This window comes from Nocardia sp. NPDC019219 (assembly GCF_040632645.1).
GTDB lineage: Bacteria > Actinomycetota > Actinomycetes > Mycobacteriales > Mycobacteriaceae > Nocardia > Nocardia sputorum.
Window position 1 is genome coordinate 169,590 of the sequence record NZ_JBEYCG010000003.1, and the last position, 21,777, is coordinate 191,366.

Annotated in this window: 2 protein-coding genes (1 of these 2 cut by a window edge); both read left to right on the top strand. The window is 72.4% G+C overall.

Annotation, left to right across the window (positions count from 1 at the left end; genetic code table 11):
* Entirely contained in the window at nt 1-17,799 is a 17,799-nt protein-coding gene (locus tag ABZ552_RS08250; protein WP_357436167.1) for a non-ribosomal peptide synthase/polyketide synthase, read from the top strand.
* Nucleotides 17,799-21,777, top strand: the start of a protein-coding gene (locus ABZ552_RS08255; protein WP_357436169.1) for a non-ribosomal peptide synthase/polyketide synthase. The gene runs 21,293 nt beyond the window's last position; only the first 3,979 of its 25,272 coding nucleotides appear in the window; the start codon lies at nt 17,799-17,801; the stop codon falls past the right edge of the window. The genes ABZ552_RS08250 and ABZ552_RS08255 overlap by 1 nt, the downstream gene beginning before the upstream one ends.

Below are 21,777 nucleotides of genomic sequence, written 5' to 3' on the forward strand. Positions count from 1 at the left end.
GTGCACGATACGGAGTTGGGTGGGTTCGGCACGTTGCCGCAGCGTTCCGCGCAGCCCTCCCCGGACGCACCCGAGCCGTTCGCCCTGGCACCCGCGCAACTCGGCGTCTGGTACGCGCAGCTGCTCCAGCCGGACGTGCCGATCAACGTCGCACAGTACGTGGACGTGCGCGGTGAGCTGAACGCCGCGCTGCTGCAGGAGGTCTCGATCGAGGCGGCCCGCGAGTACGAGTCGGTGCTGGTGCGCCTCGGGGAATCCGGCGGCGTCCCGTACCAGTGCGTCGACTCCGGGCTCTCCGTCGACATCCCGCTGGTCGACCTGCGCGACCAGGAGGACCCGGTGGCGGCCGCGCACGCCTGGATGCGCGCCGACGCGAGCGCGCCGGTCGACCTGCTCGCCGACCGGCTGTTCGCGGGCGCCGTGCTGCGCGTCGCCGAGCGCCGGTACTTCTGGTACCTGCGGGCCCATCACATCGTGCTGGACGGCTACGGCGCGCTCACCAACACCGTGCGGGTGGCCGAGCGGTACACCGCCCGGATAGTCGGCGCCGAACCCTCGGTCGTGCGGCCCGAACCGCTCGCCGCGCTGACCAGAGCCGAACTCGCCTACCGCGACAGCCCCCGATTCGAGTCCGACCGCGCGTACTGGGCCGCGCGGGTGGCCGGGCTGGACGGCGCGGCCGGCCTCGGCGGTCGCGCCGCGCCGCGGCGGGCGGCCAATGTCGCCGCGGGGCGAGCGCTCGCGCCGGAACTGGTCGACCGGATGAACGCGCTTGCCGCCGAACAGGATTCGACGCTCGCGGTGGTACTGCTCGCGGCGTTCGCCGCTTACCTGGGCCGGCTGACCGACCGGGACGAGGCGGTGCTGAGCCTGCCGGTGACCGGGCGCACCACCGCGGCGCTGCGGCGCTCGGCGGGCATGCTGTCGAACATCGTGCCGCTGCGGGTGCCGGTCGACGGAACCTGGGGCGAACTGCTGCGCGCCACCCGCGTCGAGGTGGCGGGCGCGCTGCGGCACCAGCGCTACCGGCACGAGGACATCCAGCGCGACGCCGAGCGCGCCGCCGGTCTCGCGCATCGCGGGCTGTTCGGGCCGCTGGCCAACATCATGCTGTTCCGCAGCGATCTCACCCTCGGCGCGACCGTGGGCCGCTATCACGTGCTGTCCACCGGTCCGATCGAGGACCTCGGCCTCACTGTCTACTACGGCGACCGGGACCGGGTGCACGTCGACTTCGAGGCCAACCCGCACCTGTACACCGCCGACGACGTCGCACGGCAGCACGCCCGGTTCCTCCGCTATCTGGAGCGCTTGGCCGCCACGGAGCCGGACACCGCCCTCGCCGCCGTCGACGTCGCGACCGAGCTGGAACTCGAGGTCAGCACCCGGATCTGGAACGAGACGGGTTTCGACGTGGAAGCGCAGCTGCCGGGTCGCTCCGCGGGCTTCGCTCCCGTGGCGACGCTGGTGTCGATGTTCGAGGCGCAGGCGGCCCGCACGCCGAGCGCGGTGGCGCTGCGGGCCGCCGGTGCGCCGGACCTGACCTACCGCGAACTCGCCGTGCGCAGCAACCGGCTCGCCCGGCGGCTGATCGCGCTGGGCGTCGGACCCGAGACACTGGTGGCGCTGCGCCTGCCGCGTTCGCCGGAGCTGGTGATCGCGATGTACGCGGTGCTCGCGGCGGGCGGCGCCTACCTGCCGCTGGATCCGGACCATCCGCCGGAGCGCACCGCGCACATCCTGGCCACGGCCCGCCCGGCCTGCGTGCTGACGGCCGGGCCCGACCAGCCGCCGGAGCTCTCGGGCCTACCCGCGGTGCGGGTGGACCAGGCCGACGAGACGGTCGGAGCGGGGCCGATATGGGACCGGGAACGCGTCGCGGCGCTGCGGCCGGAGCATCCGGCGTATGTGATCTTCACCTCCGGATCGACCGGTCTGCCCAAGGGCGTCGCCATCTCCCACCGCGCCATCGTGAACCGGCTGGTGTGGATGCAGCAGACCTATCGACTATCCCCGGAAGACGTTGTGCTGCAGAAGACTCCGGCTACGTTCGACGTGTCGGTGTGGGAATTCTTCTGGCCGCTGCAGATCGGCGCGACGCTGGTGCTCGCCCAGCCGGACGGGCACCGCGATCCCGCTTATCTGCGCCGCGTCATCGACGAATACCACGTCACCACAGCGCATTTCGTGCCGTCGATGCTCGAGGCGTTCCTCGCCGATCAGGACACCGTGTTCCGCACGCCGCTGCGCACGGTCTTCGCCTCCGGGGAGGCGCTGCCCGCCGCGCTCGCCCAGCGGCTGCGCGCCCTGACCGGCGTTCGCCTGCACAATCTGTATGGTCCGACGGAGGCAGCGGTCGACGTCACCTTTCACGAAGTCACCGACACCGATACCCTCTCGGTGCCGATCGGCGCGCCGGTGTTCAACACCAGGCTCTACGTCCTCGATTCGCGGCTGCGGCCGGTACCGGTCGGGGCGCCGGGTGAGCTGTATCTGTCGGGGGTACAGCTCGCCCGGGGCTATGTCGCGCGCCCGGAGCTGACCGCGGCGCGTTTCGTGGCCGACCCGTTCGGCGGACCGAATGGGCCCGCACGGGCGGGGGACCGCATGTATCGCACCGGTGACCTGGTGCGTTGGACCACGCACGGTGAGCTGGAGTACCTCGGACGCACCGACTTCCAGGTCAAGCTGCGCGGCCTGCGGATCGAACTCGGCGAGATCGAGGCCGTGCTGGCCCGGGTGGACGCGGTGGCGCGCGCGGTGGTCGTGGTGCGCGACGACGCGGGCGCCGGCGCGCAGTTGGTGGCGTACGTGGTGGCGGCGGACCCGGACGCGGTGCGGCCAGAACTGCTGCGGGCGGCGGCGGCGCGGGCATTGCCCGGATATATGGTGCCCGCGGCCTACGTGGTGCTCGACACACTGCCGGTGAACGCCTCGGGGAAGTTGGATCGCCGCGCGCTACCCGCTCCCGGCGGGGCGTCGTCCGGCTACGTCGCGCCCGTCACCTCGGTGGAGCGGGCGGTCGCGCGGGTGTTCGGCGAGGTGCTCGGTAACAAGCTGGTCGGTCGCGACGACGACTTCTTCGCACTCGGCGGAAACAGTCTGGTGGCCACGCAGGTGGCCGCCCGGCTGTCCGCCGACCTGAACTGCCCGCTCGGAGTCCGTGACGTGTTCGCCGCCTGCACGGTGGCCGAACTCGCCGGACTGGTCGAGCGGGCCGGTGGATCCGGCGGCGCGTCCTTGGTCGCGCAGCTGCGGGCACGGCCACGGCCGCCGCTGGTTCCGCTTTCCCCGGCGCAGCAGCGCATCTGGTTCCTCAACCGGTTCGAGCGGTCCGGCGCGAGCTACAACATGCCGTTCGTGGTGCGGCTGCACGGCGCGGTGGACGCCACGGCGCTGCGTCAGGCGCTCGCGGACGTGGTCATCCGGCACGAGGTGCTGCGCACGATCTTTCCCGCGCTGCCGGCCGGCGACGGTGGCGGCCCGGCCGCACAGCAGGTCGTGCTGTCGGTGGCCGAGGTGGCGGGCGCACCGGAGGCGATCGCCGCCGACGAGCTCGGCGCGTGTCTGCGCGCGTTCGCCGCGCGCGGTTTCGACCTGGAGCGCGAGATCCCGATCCGGGCCCGGATCTTCGCGGTGGACGACGGCAGTCACGCCCTGGCGCTCGTCCTGCACCACATCGCCGCCGACGGGCTGTCGCTGCGGGTGCTCGCTCGCGACGTGATGACCGCCTACGGGGCGCGTCGCGGCGGTGTCGCGCCCGCGTGGGCCCCGCTGCCGGTCCAGTACGCCGACTACAGCCTCTGGCAGCTCGAACTGCTCGGCTCCGCGGGCGGTCCGTTCGCCGCCGCGCAGCTGTCGTTCTGGACCGGAGCGCTGGCAGGCGCGCCCGACCAGCTCGACCTGCCCGCCGCCCGGCCCCGCCCGGCGGTCGCCTCCGGCCGGGGCGCGACATTCGGCTTCGAGCTGCCCGGCGAAGTGATCTCGCGAATGGACGAATTCGCTCGCGCGCGGGGCGTGTCGACCTTCATGCTGACGCACGCCGCACTGGCCGCGCTGTTGTCGCGCCTGTCCGGCAGCGCGGACATCGTGATCGGCACCCCGGTCGCGGGCCGGGGCGACCGCGCGCTCGACGACCTGATCGGCATGTTCGTCAACACCCTGGCCCTGCGCACCCGGGTCGACGCCGCCGCGCCGTTCACCGAACTGCTCGCCCACGTGCGCGAGCGGGATCTCGCCGCCTTCGGCCACGCCGAGCTGCCGTTCGAGCAGGTGGTCGCGGCGCTGGATCCGCCGCGCTCGCAGGCGCGCCATCCGCTGTTCCAAGTGCTGCTCGCCTTCGACAACGCCGAGGCAATCGCCGTCGAACTGCCCGAACTGTCGGTCGCCACCAGTACCCTGGAGACCGGAGTGACCAAGCTGGATCTCCAGCTCACGGTCACCGAGAACTCCGCCGGCGCCGGACTCGGGGAAGGTTCGGCACCGGCGGGGGTTCCCGCCGAATTCACCTACGCCACGGATCTGTTCGACTCGGCCACCATCGCGGGCTACGCCCGTGCGCTGATCGGCTTCCTGGACGCCATCACCGCCGATCCCGGGATCGCGGTGCGCGATCTGCCCCTGCTCGACCACGACGGGCGAGCGCGCGCCCTCGCGGCGGGGCAGGCCCCCGCCGGCGTCCAGGACCCGGCGGAGACGTTGCTCACCGCCTTCGAGACACAGGTGCGGCGCACGCCGGGCGCGGTCGCGGTGCTCGACGACGAGCGGCAGCTGAGCTATGCGGAGTTCGCTGGCGCGGTCAACCGGCTGGCGCGGCGGCTGATCGCCGCGGGCGTCGGCCCGGAGCGGACGGTCGTGCTGGGCCTGCGGCGCTCGATCGATTTCGTGGTGGCGGCGTACGCGGTGCTGACCGCGGGCGGCGGGTACGTGCCGGTGGATCCGGACCAGCCCGCGGCCCGGATCGCGCAGGTGATCGCCGCGGCGCGCCCGGTGTGCGTGCTGACCCGAACCCGGGACGGCCGGGCGGAGGAGTTCGCGGAGCAACCAGTGCTTCCGGTCATCGCCGTCGATGGACCGGACGTCGAGGAGTACTCCGACACGCCGGTCATCGACGCCCACCGCACCTCGCCCTTGCGCGCATCCGGTATCGCGTACGTCATCTTCACCTCCGGATCGACCGGCCGCCCCAAAGGCGTCGCGGTGCAGCACGACTCGGCGGTCAACCAGATCCGATGGCTCGCGGACGAATACCGGATCGACGCGAACGACGTCGTGCTGTTCAAGACCCCGGCCACCTTCGACGTCTCGGTGTGGGAGCTGTTCGCGCCGCTCACCCGCGGCGCGCGGATCGTCGTCGCCGACCACGACGGACATCGCGACCCGCGCTACCTCGCGAAGGCCATCGCCGCGCACCAGGTCACGATGACCTCGTTCGTCCCGTCCATGCTCACGGTGTTCGCCGCCGCCGTGCCGGAGGCTATCTCTTCGCTGCGCACCGTGCTGGTGGCGGGCGAGGCGATGACCGGCGAGGCCGCCGCCGCGTTCGCCGCGGTGAGCCGCGCGCGGCTGCACAACCTGTACGGTCCCACCGAATTCACCGTGCACGCCACGCACGCTCCCGTCGACCCGGCCGTGGGCGGCCCGGCGCCGATCGGGCGTCCGGTACCGGGTAGCCGGGCCGTGGTCCTCGACGCGCGGTTGCGGCTGGTTCCGGACGCCGTGGTCGGCGAGCTGTACCTGTCCGGCGTGCAGCTGGCGCGCGGCTATCACGGCCGCGCCGGCCTGAGCGCGGAGCGTTTCGTCGCCGACCCGCACGGACCGGCGGGCAGCCGGATGTACCGGACCGGGGACCTGGTGCGCCGCCGCCGGGACGGCGCGCTGGAGTATCTGGGCCGCAGCGATTTCCAGGTGAAACTGCGTGGGCAGCGGATCGAGCTCGGTGAGATCGAGGCCGCTCTGCTCGCCATGGACGACGTGCGCGCGGCGGCGGTGCGGGTCGTCGCCCAGCCCTCCGGCGCGACGCTGGCCGCCTACGTGGTCTGCGCCGTCGCGCCCGACCGCCTGGCCGCCGAGCTGGAGCAGCGGCTGCGCCGGGTGCTGCCCTCGTACATGGTGCCCACCGCGTACGTCGCGCTGACCGCTATGCCGCTCACTTCCTCCGGCAAGCTGGACCGCACGGCACTGCCCGACCCGCAACCGGTCACCAAGACCTTCCGCGCGCCCGGCACGCCGGGGGAGCGGACCGTCGCCGCGGTGTTCGGGCAGGCCTTGGGCGTCGACCTGGTCGGCGCGGACGACGACTTCTTCGCTCTGGGCGGGAATTCGCTGGTCGCGACGCAGATCGCGGCCCGTCTGGCGGACGCCATGGACACCGAGGTGCCGGTGCGGGCGCTGTTCGAGTACCCGACCGTGGCGGCGCTGGCCGCGCACCTGTCCGGCGGCGGCCGGGCGCGCAACCGGGCGCGGCTGGTCGCCGGGCCGCGTCCCCCGCGCGTCCCGCTGTCGTACGCGCAGCAGCGCATGTGGTTCCTCAACCAGTTCGACACCGCGTCGGTGGCCGACAATCTGGTCGCCGCCATCCGGTTGCGCGGGGCGCTCGACCGGGCGGCGCTGGCCGACGCGGCCGCCGACGTGCTGGCCAGGCACGAGTCACTGCGCACGATTTTCCCGGCGGCGGAGGGCATTCCGTATCAATTGGTGTTGCCGGTCGACGAGGCGCGCATCGAACTGGTCGTGGAAACGCTCGACGAGCGGCTGTTGCCGGAGCGGATCCGCGAACTGGTCGGAATCCCCTTCCGGGTGGATCGCGAGCCGCCGGTGCGCCTGGCTCTGCTGCGTCTCGGCGACAACCATCACGTGCTCGTCGTCGCACTGCACCACATCAGCGCCGACGGTTGGTCGCTCGCACCGCTCACCCGTGATCTCATGCGCGCCTACAGCGCTCGTCGCGCGGGCGCCGCACCCGACTGGACGCCCCTGGGCGTCCACTACGCCGATTACGCGTTGTGGCAGCGCGAAACCCTCGGGTCCGAGGACGATCCGGATTCGATTCTCGCCGGGCAGATCCGGTTCTGGCGCGGCGAGCTGGCCGGTCTTCCGGACGTGTCGGCGCTGCCCGCGGATCGGCCGCGTCCCGCCGTCGCGTCGGGTCGCGGCGCGCGCCACGCGTTCACCATCGATGCCGCGACGCGGCGCCGGTTGCGGGAGATCGCCGACGCGGCGAACGCCTCGCTGTTCATGGTGCTGCACGCGGCGTTCGCCGCACTGCTGGCCACGCTCTCGGGACAGCGGGACATCGTGCTCGGCACCCCGGTGGCCGGTCGCGGCGACCGTGCGCTGGACGAGCTGGTCGGCATGTTCGTCAACACCGTCGTGCTGCGCGCCGACGTCCGGCCCGAGCTGACGTTCACCGGGTTCGTCGCGGCGATCCGCGAGCGCGATCTGGCCGCCTTCGCCCACGCCGACGCGCCGTTCGAGCGCCTGGTCGAGGTACTGGCGCCGGAGCGGTCGGCGGCCAGGCATCCCTTGTTCCAGGTGATGCTCGACTGGCAGAACACCGCGCGGACCGAACTCGAGCTGCCCGGCCTGACCGTATCGCGGCTCGATATCGACACCCGGACAGCGAAATTCGACCTGCATCTTTCCGTGGCGGAAGCGCCGGATGGCGCCCTCACCGCGAGTTTCGAATACGCGACCGACCTCTTCGACCCGGCCACCGTCGCGTCGTTCGCGCTGCGCTTGCGCCGGGTGCTGGAGGCGGTGGTCGCCGACCCGCAGGTGTCGCTGGAGGCGATCGACGTGCTCGGCTCGGGAGAACGCGCCCTCGTCCTGCACGCTTGGAACGCCACCGGCTACCCGGTGGATCCGGAAGCGACGCTGGTGTCGCTGTTCGAGGCGCAGGCGGCGCGCACGCCCGACGCGATCGCGCTCACCTTCGAGGGCGAATCTCTGACCTACGCCGAGTTCGCGCGCCGGGTGCACCGGCTGGCCAGGCTGCTGGTGTCCGTCGGCGTGCGGCCGGACAAGCCCGTGGCGGTGGGCATGCAGCGGTCGGTCGATCTCGTGGTGGCCCTCTACGCGGTGCTCGCGGCGGGCGGCGCCTTTGTGCCGATCGATCCGGGACATCCGGCCGAGCGGGTTGCCGACGTGCTGCGGACCGTGCGCCCGGTGTGCGTGCTGACCCGTTCCGAGGACGGGCTCGAACTGCCCTCTTCGGCCGAGGGCAGCGGGCTGTGGGCCGTGCTGGATGTCGACCTGTTCGACACCGAGGACTATTCCGGCGAACCGCTCACCGATGCGGACCGGCTCGGGACGCTCACGCCGTCGAATACGGCGTATGTGATCTTCACGTCGGGTTCGACGGGTCGTCCGAAGGGTGTGGCGGTCTCGCATGCGGCGATCGTGAACCGCTTGGTGTGGATGCAGACTGCCTATCAGCTGACTCCTGCCGATGTGGTGTTGCAGAAGACGCCCGCGACGTTCGATGTCTCGGTGTGGGAGTTCTTCTGGCCGTCGCAGATCGGTGCGCGGTTGGTTGTGGCGAAGCCGGACGGGCATCGTGATCCGGCTTATCTCGCGGAGGTCATCAGCGCGGAGAAGGTGACGGTTACCCACTTCGTGCCGTCGATGTTGGCGGTGTTCGTGGCGGATACGGCAGCGGCGCAGTGTGGTTCGCTGCGATTGGTGTTCGCTTCGGGTGAGGCGTTGCCGCCCAAGCCCGCGCATCGGCTGCGGGAGTTGACCGGTGCCGCGTTGCACAACCTCTACGGTCCGACCGAAGCCGCGGTCGACGTCACGTTCCACGAGGTCGTGGACGCCGACACCGAGTCGGTGCCGATCGGTGCGCCGGTGTTCAACACACAGGTGTTCGTGTTGGACGCTCGGTTGCGTCCGGTGCCGGTGGGTGTGGCGGGTGAGTTGTATCTGGCGGGTGTGCAGCTCGCGCGGGGTTATGTCGCGCGTCCGGATCTGACTTCCGATCGGTTCGTGGCCAATCCGTATGGGGTGCCGGGTGCGCGGATGTATCGCACGGGTGACTTGGTGGCGTGGACCGAGCACGGTGAGCTGGAGTATCTGGCGCGTACCGACTTCCAGGTGAAGTTGCGTGGTCTGCGGATCGAACTCGGTGAGATCGAGCAGGCGCTGACCGGCCTGGACGAGATCGCCCAAGCCGTCGTGGTGGTGCGGAACGACGCCGGTACCGGTGAACGCCTCGTCGCCTACCTGATCGAGACATCCGGGACGAGCCTCGACCTGAGCGCGGTCGAAGCGGCGCTCACCCGGCGACTACCTGCGTACATGGTCCCCTCGGCCTACGTCGTGCTGACCGAGTTCCCGGTCAACGCCTCCGGCAAGCTGGACCGCCGCGCGCTACCGGCGCCCGTGGTCGAGTCCGCGCGGTTCCGTGCGCCCGCCACACCGGTCCAGGAACTCGTCGCCGTCACGTTCGGTGACCTGCTCGGCGTCGACCGGGTGGGCCTGGACGACGACTTCTTCGCCCTCGGCGGCAACTCGCTCACCGCCGCCCGGGCGGCGGCCCGGCTGGGCGCGGCGCTCGACACCCAGCTGCCGGTGCGCATGCTGTTCGACGCGCCGACCGTCGCCGCGCTGGCCGCTCGCGCCGAGGCGCATCGCGGCGATGGCGGACGCGCACCACTGCGCCCCCGCCCACGGCCGGACCGGATTCCGCTGTCCCCGGCCCAGCAGCGCATCTGGTTCGTCAACCGTTTCCACGCCGACGAGCAAGCCGGTCCGGCCGACGCGATCGCCAACATTCCGGTCGCGCTGCGGCTCGCGGGTGAGGTCGACCTCGCGGCGATGACCACGGCCCTGGCCGATGTGGTGGCCAGGCACGAGACCTTGCGCACCGTCTACCCCGACGGCCCGGAAGGCCCGGAACAACTGATCCTGCCTTCGGCCGACCCTGACCTACCGGTCGTGCGGGTGACCGAAACCGCGCTGGCACAACGGCTCGGGGAGCTGGCGGCAATCCCCTTCGATCCGACCACCGAGACCCCATTGCGCGCGACCTTGTTCGCGATCGTCGACGCGCCGCAGACGGAGTCCGTGCTCGCCCTGGTGCTGCACCACATCGCCGCGGACGGCTTCTCCCTCGGTCCGCTGGCCGAGGACCTGATGACCGCCTACTCGGCGCGTCGCGCCGCCGCCGCGCCGGCCTGGGACGCCCTGCCGGTGCAGTACGCCGACTACGCGCTCTGGCAAGCCGAATCCGCCGACCTCGAGCGGCAACTGGACTACTGGCGGCGCGTCCTGGACGGCCTGCCGGAGCAGCTCGAACTGCCCGCCGATCGCCCGCGTCCGGCCGTCTCGTCGCACCGCGGCGCGACCCACCGCCTGCGCATCGACTCCGATCTGCACAGCGAACTGGGCGAGCTGGCGCGCAAACGGGAGACCACGCTGTTCAGCACCGTGCACGCCGCGCTGGCGGTGCTGGTGGCCCGCCTGTCCGGCGGCTCGGACATCGCGATCGGCACCCCGGTCGCCGGACGCGGCGACGCGGCGCTGGACCGGCTCGTCGGCATGTTCGTCAACACGCTGGTATTGCGCACCGCCGTCGACTCCAGGGCCCGGTTCGAGACCGTGCTGGACGCGGTGCGCGACCAGGACCTGGACGCCCTCTCGCACGCCGACGTGCCGTTCGAACGACTCGTCGAGGCGCTCGCGCCCACCCGCTCGCGCAACCGTCATCCGCTGTTCCAAGTGGCGTTGACCTTCCAGAACTTCGCCCTGCCCGACCTCGAACTGCCGGGCCTGCGGGTGCGCGCGCAGGAGTTCGACGCGCCCGTGGCCGAATTCGACCTCCAGTTCACCGTGCTGGAGTCGAACGACCGGGACGGCCGCGCCGACGGCATGCGGGTCGAGATCCGCTATGCCACCGACCTTTTCGACGCCCCGTCGATCGAGGTGCTGGGCAGGCGGTTCACCCAGGTGCTCGCCGCCGTCGCCGCCGACCCGACCGTGGTCGTGGGCGACATCCAGCTGCTCAGCGCCGAGGAACAGCACCGCGCGCTGTACGAATGGCCGGTCGGCGGGGACGACGTCGCCGACGTCACCGGCAGTGTGGCCGAGCGTTTCGCCCGCGCCGCCGCGCTGGACCCGGACGCCGTCGCGGTTCGGGACGGCGCGCGGTCGCTGACCTACGCCGAACTCGACGACTGGTCCAACCGATTGGCGCGGCGGCTGGTCGCCGCGGGTGTCGGGCCGGAGACGCTGGTCGCCGTCGCGCTGCCCCGCTCGGCGGAGCTGGTGGTCGCACTGCTGGCCGTGCTCGAAGCGGGAGGCGGATACCTGCCGATCGATCCGGCCTACCCGGACGACCGGATCGAGTACGTCCTCGACGACGCCCGCCCGATCTGCGCGATCGCGGGCGCCGCCACCGAGTTGCCGCGCGGCTGGTTCGGCGGACCGGTGATCGACGTCGACGCGCCGAACCTCGCGGAGTTCGATGGCGCGCCGATCACCGACGCCGATCGGCGCAGCCCGTTGTGCTCCGCGCACGTCGCCTACGTCATCTACACCTCCGGTTCCACCGGCAGGCCCAAAGGCGTCGTGGTGCCGCATCGCAACGTGCTGCGACTGCTGGACAACACGCGGCGGCGGTTCGGCTTCGGTCCGGCGGACGTGTGGACTCTGTTCCATTCGTACGCCTTCGACTTCTCGGTGTGGGAACTGTGGGGTCCGCTGCTGTCCGGTGCGACGGTGGTGGTGGTCGACTACTACACCTCGCGCTCACCGCAGCAGTTCCGGGAACTGCTGATCGCCGAACGGGTCACCGTGCTCAACCAGACCCCGTCGGCGTTCTATCAGCTGGTCGCCGCCGATCTCGCCGAGCCGGAACCCGCGCCGTTCGCGCTGCGCACTGTCGTCTTCGGCGGTGAGGCGCTGGAGCCGCAGCGCCTGGCGGGCTGGTTCGCCCGCTACTCGGACGGACCCCGCCTGGTGAACATGTACGGCATCACCGAGACCACGGTGCACGTGTCCTATCGCGAGATCGACGGGCGCACCGGCTCCGCGAGCGTGATCGGCGGCGCGCTGCCCGGGTTGACCGTGCGCCTGCTCGACGACCGGCTGCGGCCCGTGCCGGTGGGGGTGCCCGGCGAGATCTACGTGTCGGGCGGCCAGTTGGCGCGCGGCTACCTGCACCGCCCCGCCTTGACCGCGGGCCGCTTCGTCGCGGACCCGTACGCCGGTGACGGATCGCTCGCCTACCGCAGCGGCGATCTGGCCCGCTGGACCCCCGACGGCGACCTGGAGTACCTCGGGCGCGCCGATCAGCAGGTGAATCTTCGCGGCTTCCGCATCGAGCTGGGCGAGATCGAGGCCGCGTTGCTCGACGCGTCCGACGCGGTGCGCGAGGTCGCCGTGGTGGTGCGCACCGACCTGGTGGACGAACCGCGCATCGTCGCGTACGTGGTGGCCGCCGACGAGCCGATCGATACCGCCGCGCTACGGCAAGCGCTGATGTACCGCCTGCCCGAGCACATGGTGCCCGCCGCGATCGTGCCGGTGCCAGGCATCCCGTTGACGGTCAACGGGAAACTCGATCGTGCGGCGCTGCCCGCGCCGCGGTTCGAGTCGACCGCCTACCGGGCGCCGTCCACTTCGAGCGAACGCGTCGTGGCCGAGGTGTTCGCCGAGGTGCTCGGATCGGCCCGCGCGGTGGGCGCCGACGACGACTTCTTCGCGCTCGGCGGCAGTTCTCTGCTGGCGGCGAAGGCGGTCGCCCGGATGGGCGCGGCGCTGGGCCGGACGGTCGGGGTGCGGGCGCTGTTCGAAGCTCCCCGGGTCGCGGACCTCGCGGCCGTGGCGAGTGCGGTGGCCATGGGCGGGGCGCGGCCCCCGCTGGTGGCGGGGCCGCGTCCGGCGCGGATACCGCTTTCGCCCGCGCAGCAGCGGATGTGGTTCCTGAACCGGTTCGACCAGTCGTCCACCGCGTACAACATCCCGGTGGCCCTGCGGCTGTCCGGCCGGCTGGATGTGGCCGCGTTGCAAGCCGCGCTCGCCGACGTGATCGCCCGGCACGAGGCGCTGCGCACCCGTTATCCGCAGGTCGACGGCGAACCGGTGCAGCTCGTCGTCGCAGCCGCCGACGCCGCCCCGGCACTGCGGCCGGTCGACATTCCGGAATGCGAAGTACCGCAGCGTGTCCGGGAATTGGCGGAGACGACCTTCGACGTCACCGTCGAGATTCCGGTGCGGATACGACTGTTCCGGGTGACCCGAGCGAGCGAGCGTCCCGAGGACGGGTACGGCGAATTCGTGCTCGCCGCGGTGCTGCACCACATCTCCGCCGACGGCTCGTCCATCGCGCCGTTCGTGCGGGACCTGATGGTCGCCTATACCGCGCGTCGCGACGGCGCCGCACCGGAGTGGGCGCCGCTCGCCGTGCAGTACGCCGATTACGCCTTGTGGCAACGGGATCTGCTCGGCGCCGAGGACGACGCCGGATCGGTGGCGGCCCGCGAGATCGAGTTCTGGACCGAAACACTCGCCGGGCTTCCCGACCAGCTGGCGCTGCCGACCGACCGCCCGCGTCCGGCGAAGCAGAGCCTGCGCGGCGACCAGGTGCCGTCGACGATCGGCGCGCGGTTGCACGCGGATCTCGCCGCCCTCGGCAGGCGGCACGGCGCGACGCTGTTCATGGTGCTGCACACCGCGTTCGCGGTGCTGCTCGCGCGCTGGTCCGGCACCGGTGACATCGCGATCGGCACGCCGGTGGCCGGACGCGGCGCCGCCGAACTCGACGACGTGGTCGGGATGTTCGTCAACACCCTCGTGCTGCGCGTCGGCGTCGACGGCGGCGAGTCGTTCGCCGGGCTCCTCGCGCGTGCCCGCGCCGCCGACCTGGCGGCGCTCGAACACGCGACCGTGCCGTTCGAACGCCTGGTGGAAGTGCTCAATCCGGTGCGCTCGACCGCTCGCCATCCGCTGTTCCAGGTCGGCTACTCGTTCCAGAACCACGAGCGCGGGCACCTGCGCCTGCCCGGACTGGAGGTCCGCGAACTCGACTTCGACCAGGGCGTGGCGCAATTCGACCTGCATCTGTTCGCGGTGGACGCCTACGACGCCGACGGCCTGCCCGACGGCGTCGACCTGGCGTTGCGCTACGCCACCGATCTGTTCGAGCGGCCGACCGCGTTCCGATTCGCCGCCCAGCTGCGCCGGATGCTGGAAACGGTCGCGGCCCGGCCGGACCTCCCGGTCGGGGACATCGATCTGCTCGGCACCGATCGATCGCTGGTGCTCGCCGAATGGAACCGGACCAGGCAGCCGGTCGCGCGGGCCACGCTCGCGGATCTGATCGACGCGCAGACGGCGCACAGCCCGGGGGCGGTCGCGCTGGTGGACGCGACGACCGGAGCCGAACTGAGTTATGCCGAGTTCGGTGACCGGGTGAATCGTCTGGCGCGCAGGCTCATCGCGGCCGGAATCGGCCCGGAATCGACGGTCGTGCTGGCGATGCGCCGCTCACCGGACCTGGTCGTCGCGATGTACGCCGTGGTGAGCGCGGGAGCGGCCTATGTGCCCATCGATCCCGACCATCCGGCCGAACGGATCGCCCACATCATGTCCGTCGCCGCGCCCGCGGTCGTCCTCACGACGTCGGCCGACGGCGTGCCTACCGGAACACGCTGCGCCGCACTGGAAGTCGATCGGCTCGAGCTCGACGGGTTCGCCGCGACGCCGATCACGGACGCGGAGCGGGTGCGGCCGCTGCGTCCGGAGCATCCGGCGTATGTCGTCTTCACCTCCGGATCCACGGGTCTGCCGAAGGGTGTCACGATCCCGCACGCCGCGATCGTGAACCAGCTCGCTTGGCTGGCCGAGCGATTCGGCCTCGGCGCGGACGATCGCGTGCTGCTGAAGACGCCCGCGACCTTCGACCTATCGGTGTGGGAGTTGTGGTCTCCGCTGGTCACCGGAGGGCGCCTGATCGTCACCGCGCCCGGGGCCGAACGCGATCCGGACCTGTTGCGCGCGCTGCTGCGCCGGCACGGCGTGACCGTGCTGCACGCGGTGCCCGCCCTGATCGGCATGCTGCTGGCGGCCGAGCCGGGGGCCACGCTGCCGGAGACGCTGCGCCACGTGCTCGCCATCGGCGAGGCGCTGCCGGCCGCGACGGCCGCGGACTTCCTGCGCCGCCACCGCGCCGCAACCACGCTGGACAACCTCTATGGTCCCACCGAGGCGGCGGTGTCGATCACCGCGTTCCCGGTACGCACACCGCCGGAGCACACCGTCCCGATCGGTTCGCCCGCCTGGAACAGCCGGGTCTACGTGCTGGACCAGCGCCTGCGGCCCGCGCCGATCGGGGTGCCGGGCGAGTTGTATCTCGCGGGTGCGCAGCTGGCGCGCGGCTACCGGCGTCGTCCGGCGCTCACCGCCGACCGCTTCGTGGCCGACCCGTTCGCGGCGGAACCGGGTGCGGCGGGCGAGCGGATGTACCGCACCGGCGACATCGTGCGCTGGCGTCCCGACGGCACCCTGGAGTACCTGGAGCGCGCCGACTTCCAGGTGCAGATCGGCGGCTTCCGCATCGAACTCGGCGAGGTGGAAGCCGCTCTGCTGCGGCAGCCTGGGGTGAGCGCGGCGGTCGCGGTGGCGCGAGCCGACGAGCGCGCCGGAACCCGGCTCATCGCGTATGCCGCACTGCCGGAAGCGGATCCGGGCACGTACGCCGAACTCGCCGCGTCGCTGCGCACGGCGGTGGCCGCGCTGTTGCCCGGCTACATGACGCCCGCGGCCGTCGTCGTGCTGGCGGCGCTGCCGCTGACGGCCAACGGCAAGATCGATCGCGCCGCGCTGCCCGAGCCGGTGTTCGCCGAGGCGGCCTTCCGCGCACCGGCCGGTGCGCTGGAGCGGCTGGTCGCGGAAGCGTTCGCCGAGGTCATCGGTGTGGACGCGGTGAGCGTGGACGACGACTTCTTCGCCAGGGGCGGCAATTCCCTGATGGCCACCCGGCTCGCGGCCCGGCTCGGCGCGGCACTGGGCGGGCACGTCCCGGTGGCCGCGGTGTTCGAAGCTCCGACACCGGCGGCGCTCGCCGAGCGGCTCGCGGTCACCGGGCGCGGCGCGGCCCGGCCCGCACTGGTCCGCCGCGCCGGCGCCGGGCCCGCGCCGCTCGCGCCCGCGCAGCAGCGCATGTGGGTGGTCCACCGGCTCGCGCCGGATTCATCGGCCTACCACATTCCGGCGGCGCTGCGGTTGCGCGGCGAACTGGACGTGGCGGCGCTGGCGGCGGCTGTCGGCGACGTGCTCGACCGGCACGAGACGCTGCGCACAAGGTATCCCGATACCGAGGCGGGGCCGGTCCAAGAGGTCGTGCCCGCGTCGCCGGTCGGCCTGACGCCGATCCCGGTGCCGCCAGCGGAACTCGAGACGCGGATCGCGGAGTTCGTGTCGCTCCGCTTCGACCTCGCCACCGCACCGCCCGTGCGCGCCGCCCTGTTCGGCCCCGCCGCCGGCGACCACGTCCTGGTGGTCGTGCTGCACCACATCGCGGCCGACGGGTATTCCATCGCGCCGCTGACCGCCGACCTGGTGCGCGCGTACGCGGCCAGATCCGCCGGACATGCCCCGGAGTGGGCCGAACCGGTGATCCGATACCGCGACTACAGCGCCTGGCAGCACGAGACGCTCGGCGACGCCGCCGATCCGGACAGCCTGGCGGCACGCCAACTCGCCTTCTGGCGAGCCGAATTGGCCGCCGCGCCGGAAGTCCTGGCCCTGCCCACCGACCGTCCGCGCCCGGCACGCCGAAGCATGCACGGGGCAAGCGTTCTCCGCGCGATCGACGCCGAGCGCACCGTCCGGCTGGAGCGGCTGGCCCGCGAACACGGCGGCACGCTGTTCACCCTGGTGCACAGCGCGCTCGCGGTGCTGCTGGCGAAACTGTCCGGCTCGGGGGACATCACGGTCGGCGTCCCGGTCGGCGGGCGCGGTGTCCGCGAGCTGGACGAGCTGGTCGGCATGTTCGTCAACACCGTGGCGTTGCGCACCGAGGTCGACCCGCGCGCGAGCTTCGCCGAGCTGCTGCGCCAGGCCACCCGGCGCGACCTGGCCGCGCTCTCGCACGCGGACGTGCCGTTTGATCAGGTGGTCGAGGCGCTGGGCGTCATCCGTTCCGCGTCGTACGCGCCGCTGTGCCAAGTGCTGCTCACCTTCCAGAACATGCCGCGGGCGCAGGTGGAACTGCCCGGGCTCGCGGTCGAGGCGGTCGATCTCCCACTGGCGCAGGCGAAATTCGACCTGCAGGTCACCGTGCTGGAGCAGTTCACCGCCGACGGCGCGCGCACCGGTCTCGAGCTGCGCTTCGGCTACGCGACGGACATCTTCGACGAGGCGACCGCGCAGGCGTTCGGTGACCGGTTGCTGCGGGTGCTGGAGACGGTCGCCGGGGATCCGGCGGTGGACGTGCGCGCGATAGACATCCGTTCCGCGGACGAACGGCGGCCCCGGTCCGCCCCGTCGGTGGCCGACCTGCCCGCGCTGATCGCTCGCGCGGCGCAGGCCGCCCCCGGCGCGCCCGCGTTCGACCACGGTGATCGGCAGGTCCGCTTCGGTGAACTCGACGCGAAGCTCGCGGCCGTCGCCAGGGCGATGGGACCGGCCGCCAAACCCGAAGCCGTATTCCATGTCTCGCTCGCCGGGCTGGTGCCCGGCCTGCTCGCCGCCCTCGGCGGCAGCGGCCTCGCGGCCTTGCTGCAGACCTTGCCCGCCGCCGCGGAGGCGGTGCTCGCCGACCCGGCGTCGGCCCTCGATTCGGAAGGAAACCGCTGATGACCCACGCAGACGCCGTGCGCCGCGCCTACGGCATCGACGACCTGCCCGGCCTCATCGCGACCGTCGCCGGACGGGAGCCGCGGCGGGTGGCGCTGCGCCACGGGGAGGAGACCGTCACCTACGCGGAACTGGCCGCGGACATCGCGGCTCTGTCCGAGGTCATGGGCGCGGACGCGCTGGTGCCGGTGGTGGTGTCCGGTCGGCTGCCCGCGCTGCTGGACTCCGACGGCGCGCTCGGCGCGGTGCTGGACGCGCTGCTCGACGACGCGATCGCGGCCGCGCCGGACGTCCCGGCCGCCACCGCGCCGGTCGAGACGCTGGTGAGCGTGTTCGAGGAGCAGGTGCGGCGCACCCCGGACGCGATCGCGCTCGACTACGCGGGGGTCACCCTGACCTACGCCGAATTCGACGGCCGGGTCAACGCGCTGGCCCACCACCTGGTCGGACTCGGCGTCCGGCCGGACACGCTCGTGGGTCTGGCCGTCCGCCGCTCGATCGATTTGGTGGTCGGCATGTACGCGATCCTGAAGGCGGGCGGCGCGTACCTGCCGATCGACCCGGACCACCCGGCCGACCGCATCGCCTATGTGCTCGCGGTCGCGGAACCGGTGGTCGTGTTGACCACCACGTCCGACGACCCCGGCTTCGGGCCCGCGGTCGCCACGCTGCGAATCGACGAATTCACGGGTCCGCCCTGCCCGGACGCGCCCGCGGTCGCCCGGTCGGCTGACCACACCGCCTACGTGATCTTCACCTCCGGATCCACCGGCCGGCCGAAGGGCGTCGCCGTGCCGCATCGCGCGATCGTGGCGAATCTGCGCTGGCGGCAGCGGATGTACCGGCTGCGCGCCGACGACGCGGTGGTGCAGAAGACGCCGTTCACCTTCGACGTGTCGGTGTGGGAGTTCTTCTGGCCGTTGCAGGTCGGCGCGCGCCTGGTCGTCGCGGAGCCGGACGGTCATCGGGATCCGGCGTACTTGGCGCGGCTGATCGGGGAGCGCGGCGTCACGGTGGCGCATTTCGTGCCGTCCATGCTCGCCGTCTTCGTCGCCGAGCCACGGGCGGCCGCGGTGGACTCGCTGCGGCTGGTCTTCGCCTCGGGCGAGGCGCTGCCCGCCGCCACCGCCGCGGCCTTCCGCGACATCTGCGGCGCGACGCTGCACAACCTGTACGGGCCCACCGAGGCCGCGGTCGACGTGACCGCGCACGAGGTGACCGGCGCGGACGTGGCCGCGGTCCCGATCGGCGTGGCCGCCGACGACACCGAGCTGCTGGTGCTGGACGACAGCCTGCGCCCGGTGGCGCGCGGGGTGGTCGGCGAGTTGTACCTGGCGGGCGTGCAGCTGGCCCGCGGCTATGTCGCCCGTCCCGGCCTGACCGCCGAGCGGTTCGTGGCCAACCCGGAGGGCCCGGCGGGGGAACGGATGTATCGCACCGGTGACCTGGTGCGCTGGGCTCCCGGGACGGAGGGCGGGCCGGAGGAACTGGAATATCTGGGCCGCACCGACTTCCAGGTGAAGCTGCGGGGCCTGCGGATCGAACTCGGCGAGGTCGAGGCGGCGCTGCTGCGGCACCCGAGGGTGACCCAGGCGGCGGTGGTGCTGCACCGGCGCACGAGCGGCGACCACCTGGTCGGCTACGTCGTCGGCGACTCGATCGATGCCGCCGAGGTGCTCGACCGCGTCCGGCGGGAGCTGCCCGAGTACATGGTGCCCGCGCTGCTCCTCCCACTGGACGCGCTGCCGCTGAACGCCAACGGCAAGCTGGACCGCCGGGCGCTGCCGGAACCCGAATTCGGCTCCGGCGCACCGGCGTACCGCGCTCCGGAGACCGAGGCGGAAACGGCGGTGGCCGCTGTTTTCGCCGAACTGCTCGGCGTGGCGCGGGTGGGCGCCGATGACGATTTCTTCGCGCTCGGCGGCAATTCGCTGCTGGCCACCCGCGCTCTCGCCCGGATAGCCGCCGCCCTCGGCGCGACCGTGGACGTGCGCGACTTCTTCGACCGCCCGACCGTGGCCGCGGTGGCCGCGCTGGCGCACCCGGTCGCGCCGCGCCCGCCGCTGGTGGCCGGTCCGCGCCCGGACCACGTGCCGCTCTCCCCCGCGCAGCGGCGCATGTGGTTCCTCAACCGGTTCGACGCCGACACCGAGCAGGCCCGCGACCTCGGCGCGGCCGCCGTGGACAACATTCCGGTGGCGCTGCGCCTGCGCGGCCCGCTGGAGGTGGCCGCGCTGTCGGCGGCGATCACCGATCTGGTGGCCAGGCACGAAGTGCTGCGCACCGTGTACCCGCAGACGGCCGCCGGGCCCGCGCAATCGGTGCGGCGGGTGCACGCGGTGTTCGACCTGACGCCCGCCGAAGTGCCGGAAGACCGGCTGGTCGCGGCGATCCGGCGGGCGGCGGGGCAGGGCTTCGACGTCGCCGAGGAGATCCCGGTGCGGGTGCGCCTGCTGCGCTGCGGGCCCGAGGACCACACGCTGGTGCTCGTCGTCCACCACATCGCGGCCGACGGTTTCTCGCTCGGTCCGCTGATGCGCGACTTGGCCACCGCCTACGCCGCACGGCGCCAGGGCCGGGCGCCGGAATGGGCCGCGCTGCCGGTGCAATACGCGGACTACGCGCTGTGGCAGCAGCGGGTACTCGGCGCGGAGACCGACGCCGACTCCCTGGCGGCGCGCCAACTCGCCTTCTGGCGAACCGAATTGGCCGGATTGCCCGCGCAACTGGATCTGCCCGCCGATCGGCCCCGTCCGGCCGCGGCCTCGTACCAGGGTGCCACCTATGAGTTCGCCCTCGACCCCGCCCTGCGCGCCGACGTGGAGGCGCTCGCGGCGCGCGTTCGCGCCACACCGTTCATGGTGCTGCACGCGGCCTTGGCGGCCTTGCTGGCGCGGTTGTCGGGGACCGCCGACATCGCGATCGGCACGCCGGTCGCGGGCCGGGGCGCGGCCGAGCTGGACGATCTGGTCGGCATGTTCGTCAACACGCTCGTGCTGCGCACCGAAGTGGACGCCGCGCGCGGCTTCGCCGATCTGGTCGCGCATGCCGCCGACCGCGACCTGCGCGCGTTCGCGCACGCCGATATCCCGTTCGAGCAACTGGTGGAGGCGCTGAACCCGGCGCGGTCGGCCGCTCGGCATCCGCTGTTCCAGGTCGCGCTGTTCATGCAGAACATCGGGCCGATCGCGCTGGCCATGCCAGGTCTGGACACCGAGCCGGTCGACTTCGACCCCTGCTTCGCGAAGTTCGATCTCCAGCTCACGCTGTCCGACGCCGCCGACGGCTATCGCGCCGAATTCACCTACGCCACCGACCTTTTCGACGCATCGACCGTGCGCGAGTTCGCGGCGAAGTTCGTCCGGCTGCTGCGTGCGGCGGTGGACGCCCCCGACGTGCCGGTCGGGGACCTCCCGCTGCTCGACGCGGGGGAACTGGACTACGTCACCGCGAGCTGGAACGCCAGCGGGCACCGAGTGCCGGACCGCTTCCTGCACGAGGGATTCGACGCGCAGGTGCGCCGCACCCCGGATGTCGTCGCGCTGGTCACCGGCACCGAGCGGTGGAGCTACGCCGAGCTGTCCGACCGGGCCGACCGGCTGGCCAGGATGCTCATCGGAATCGGCGTCGGCCCGGAAGCGCTGGTCGTGCTGGCCTTGCCGCGCTCGGCCGAGCTGGTCGTGGCCATGTACGCGGTGGCGCGGGCGGGCGGCGCGTACGTCCCGGTGGATCCGGCGCATCCGGCCGAACGCATCGGTCACATCCTCGACACCGCGCGACCGCACGCGATCCTGACCAGCAGGGCGGCCGGATTCGAGGCGGGCAACGCCTCCGCGCCGGTCTATCACCTGGACGAACTCGATCTGTCCGCGTACCCCTCCGGCGCGATCGGCGACCGCGAGCGCCACGGCGCGCTGCATCCACTGCATCCGGCCTACGTGATCTTCACCTCCGGGTCCACCGGCAAGCCGAAAGGCG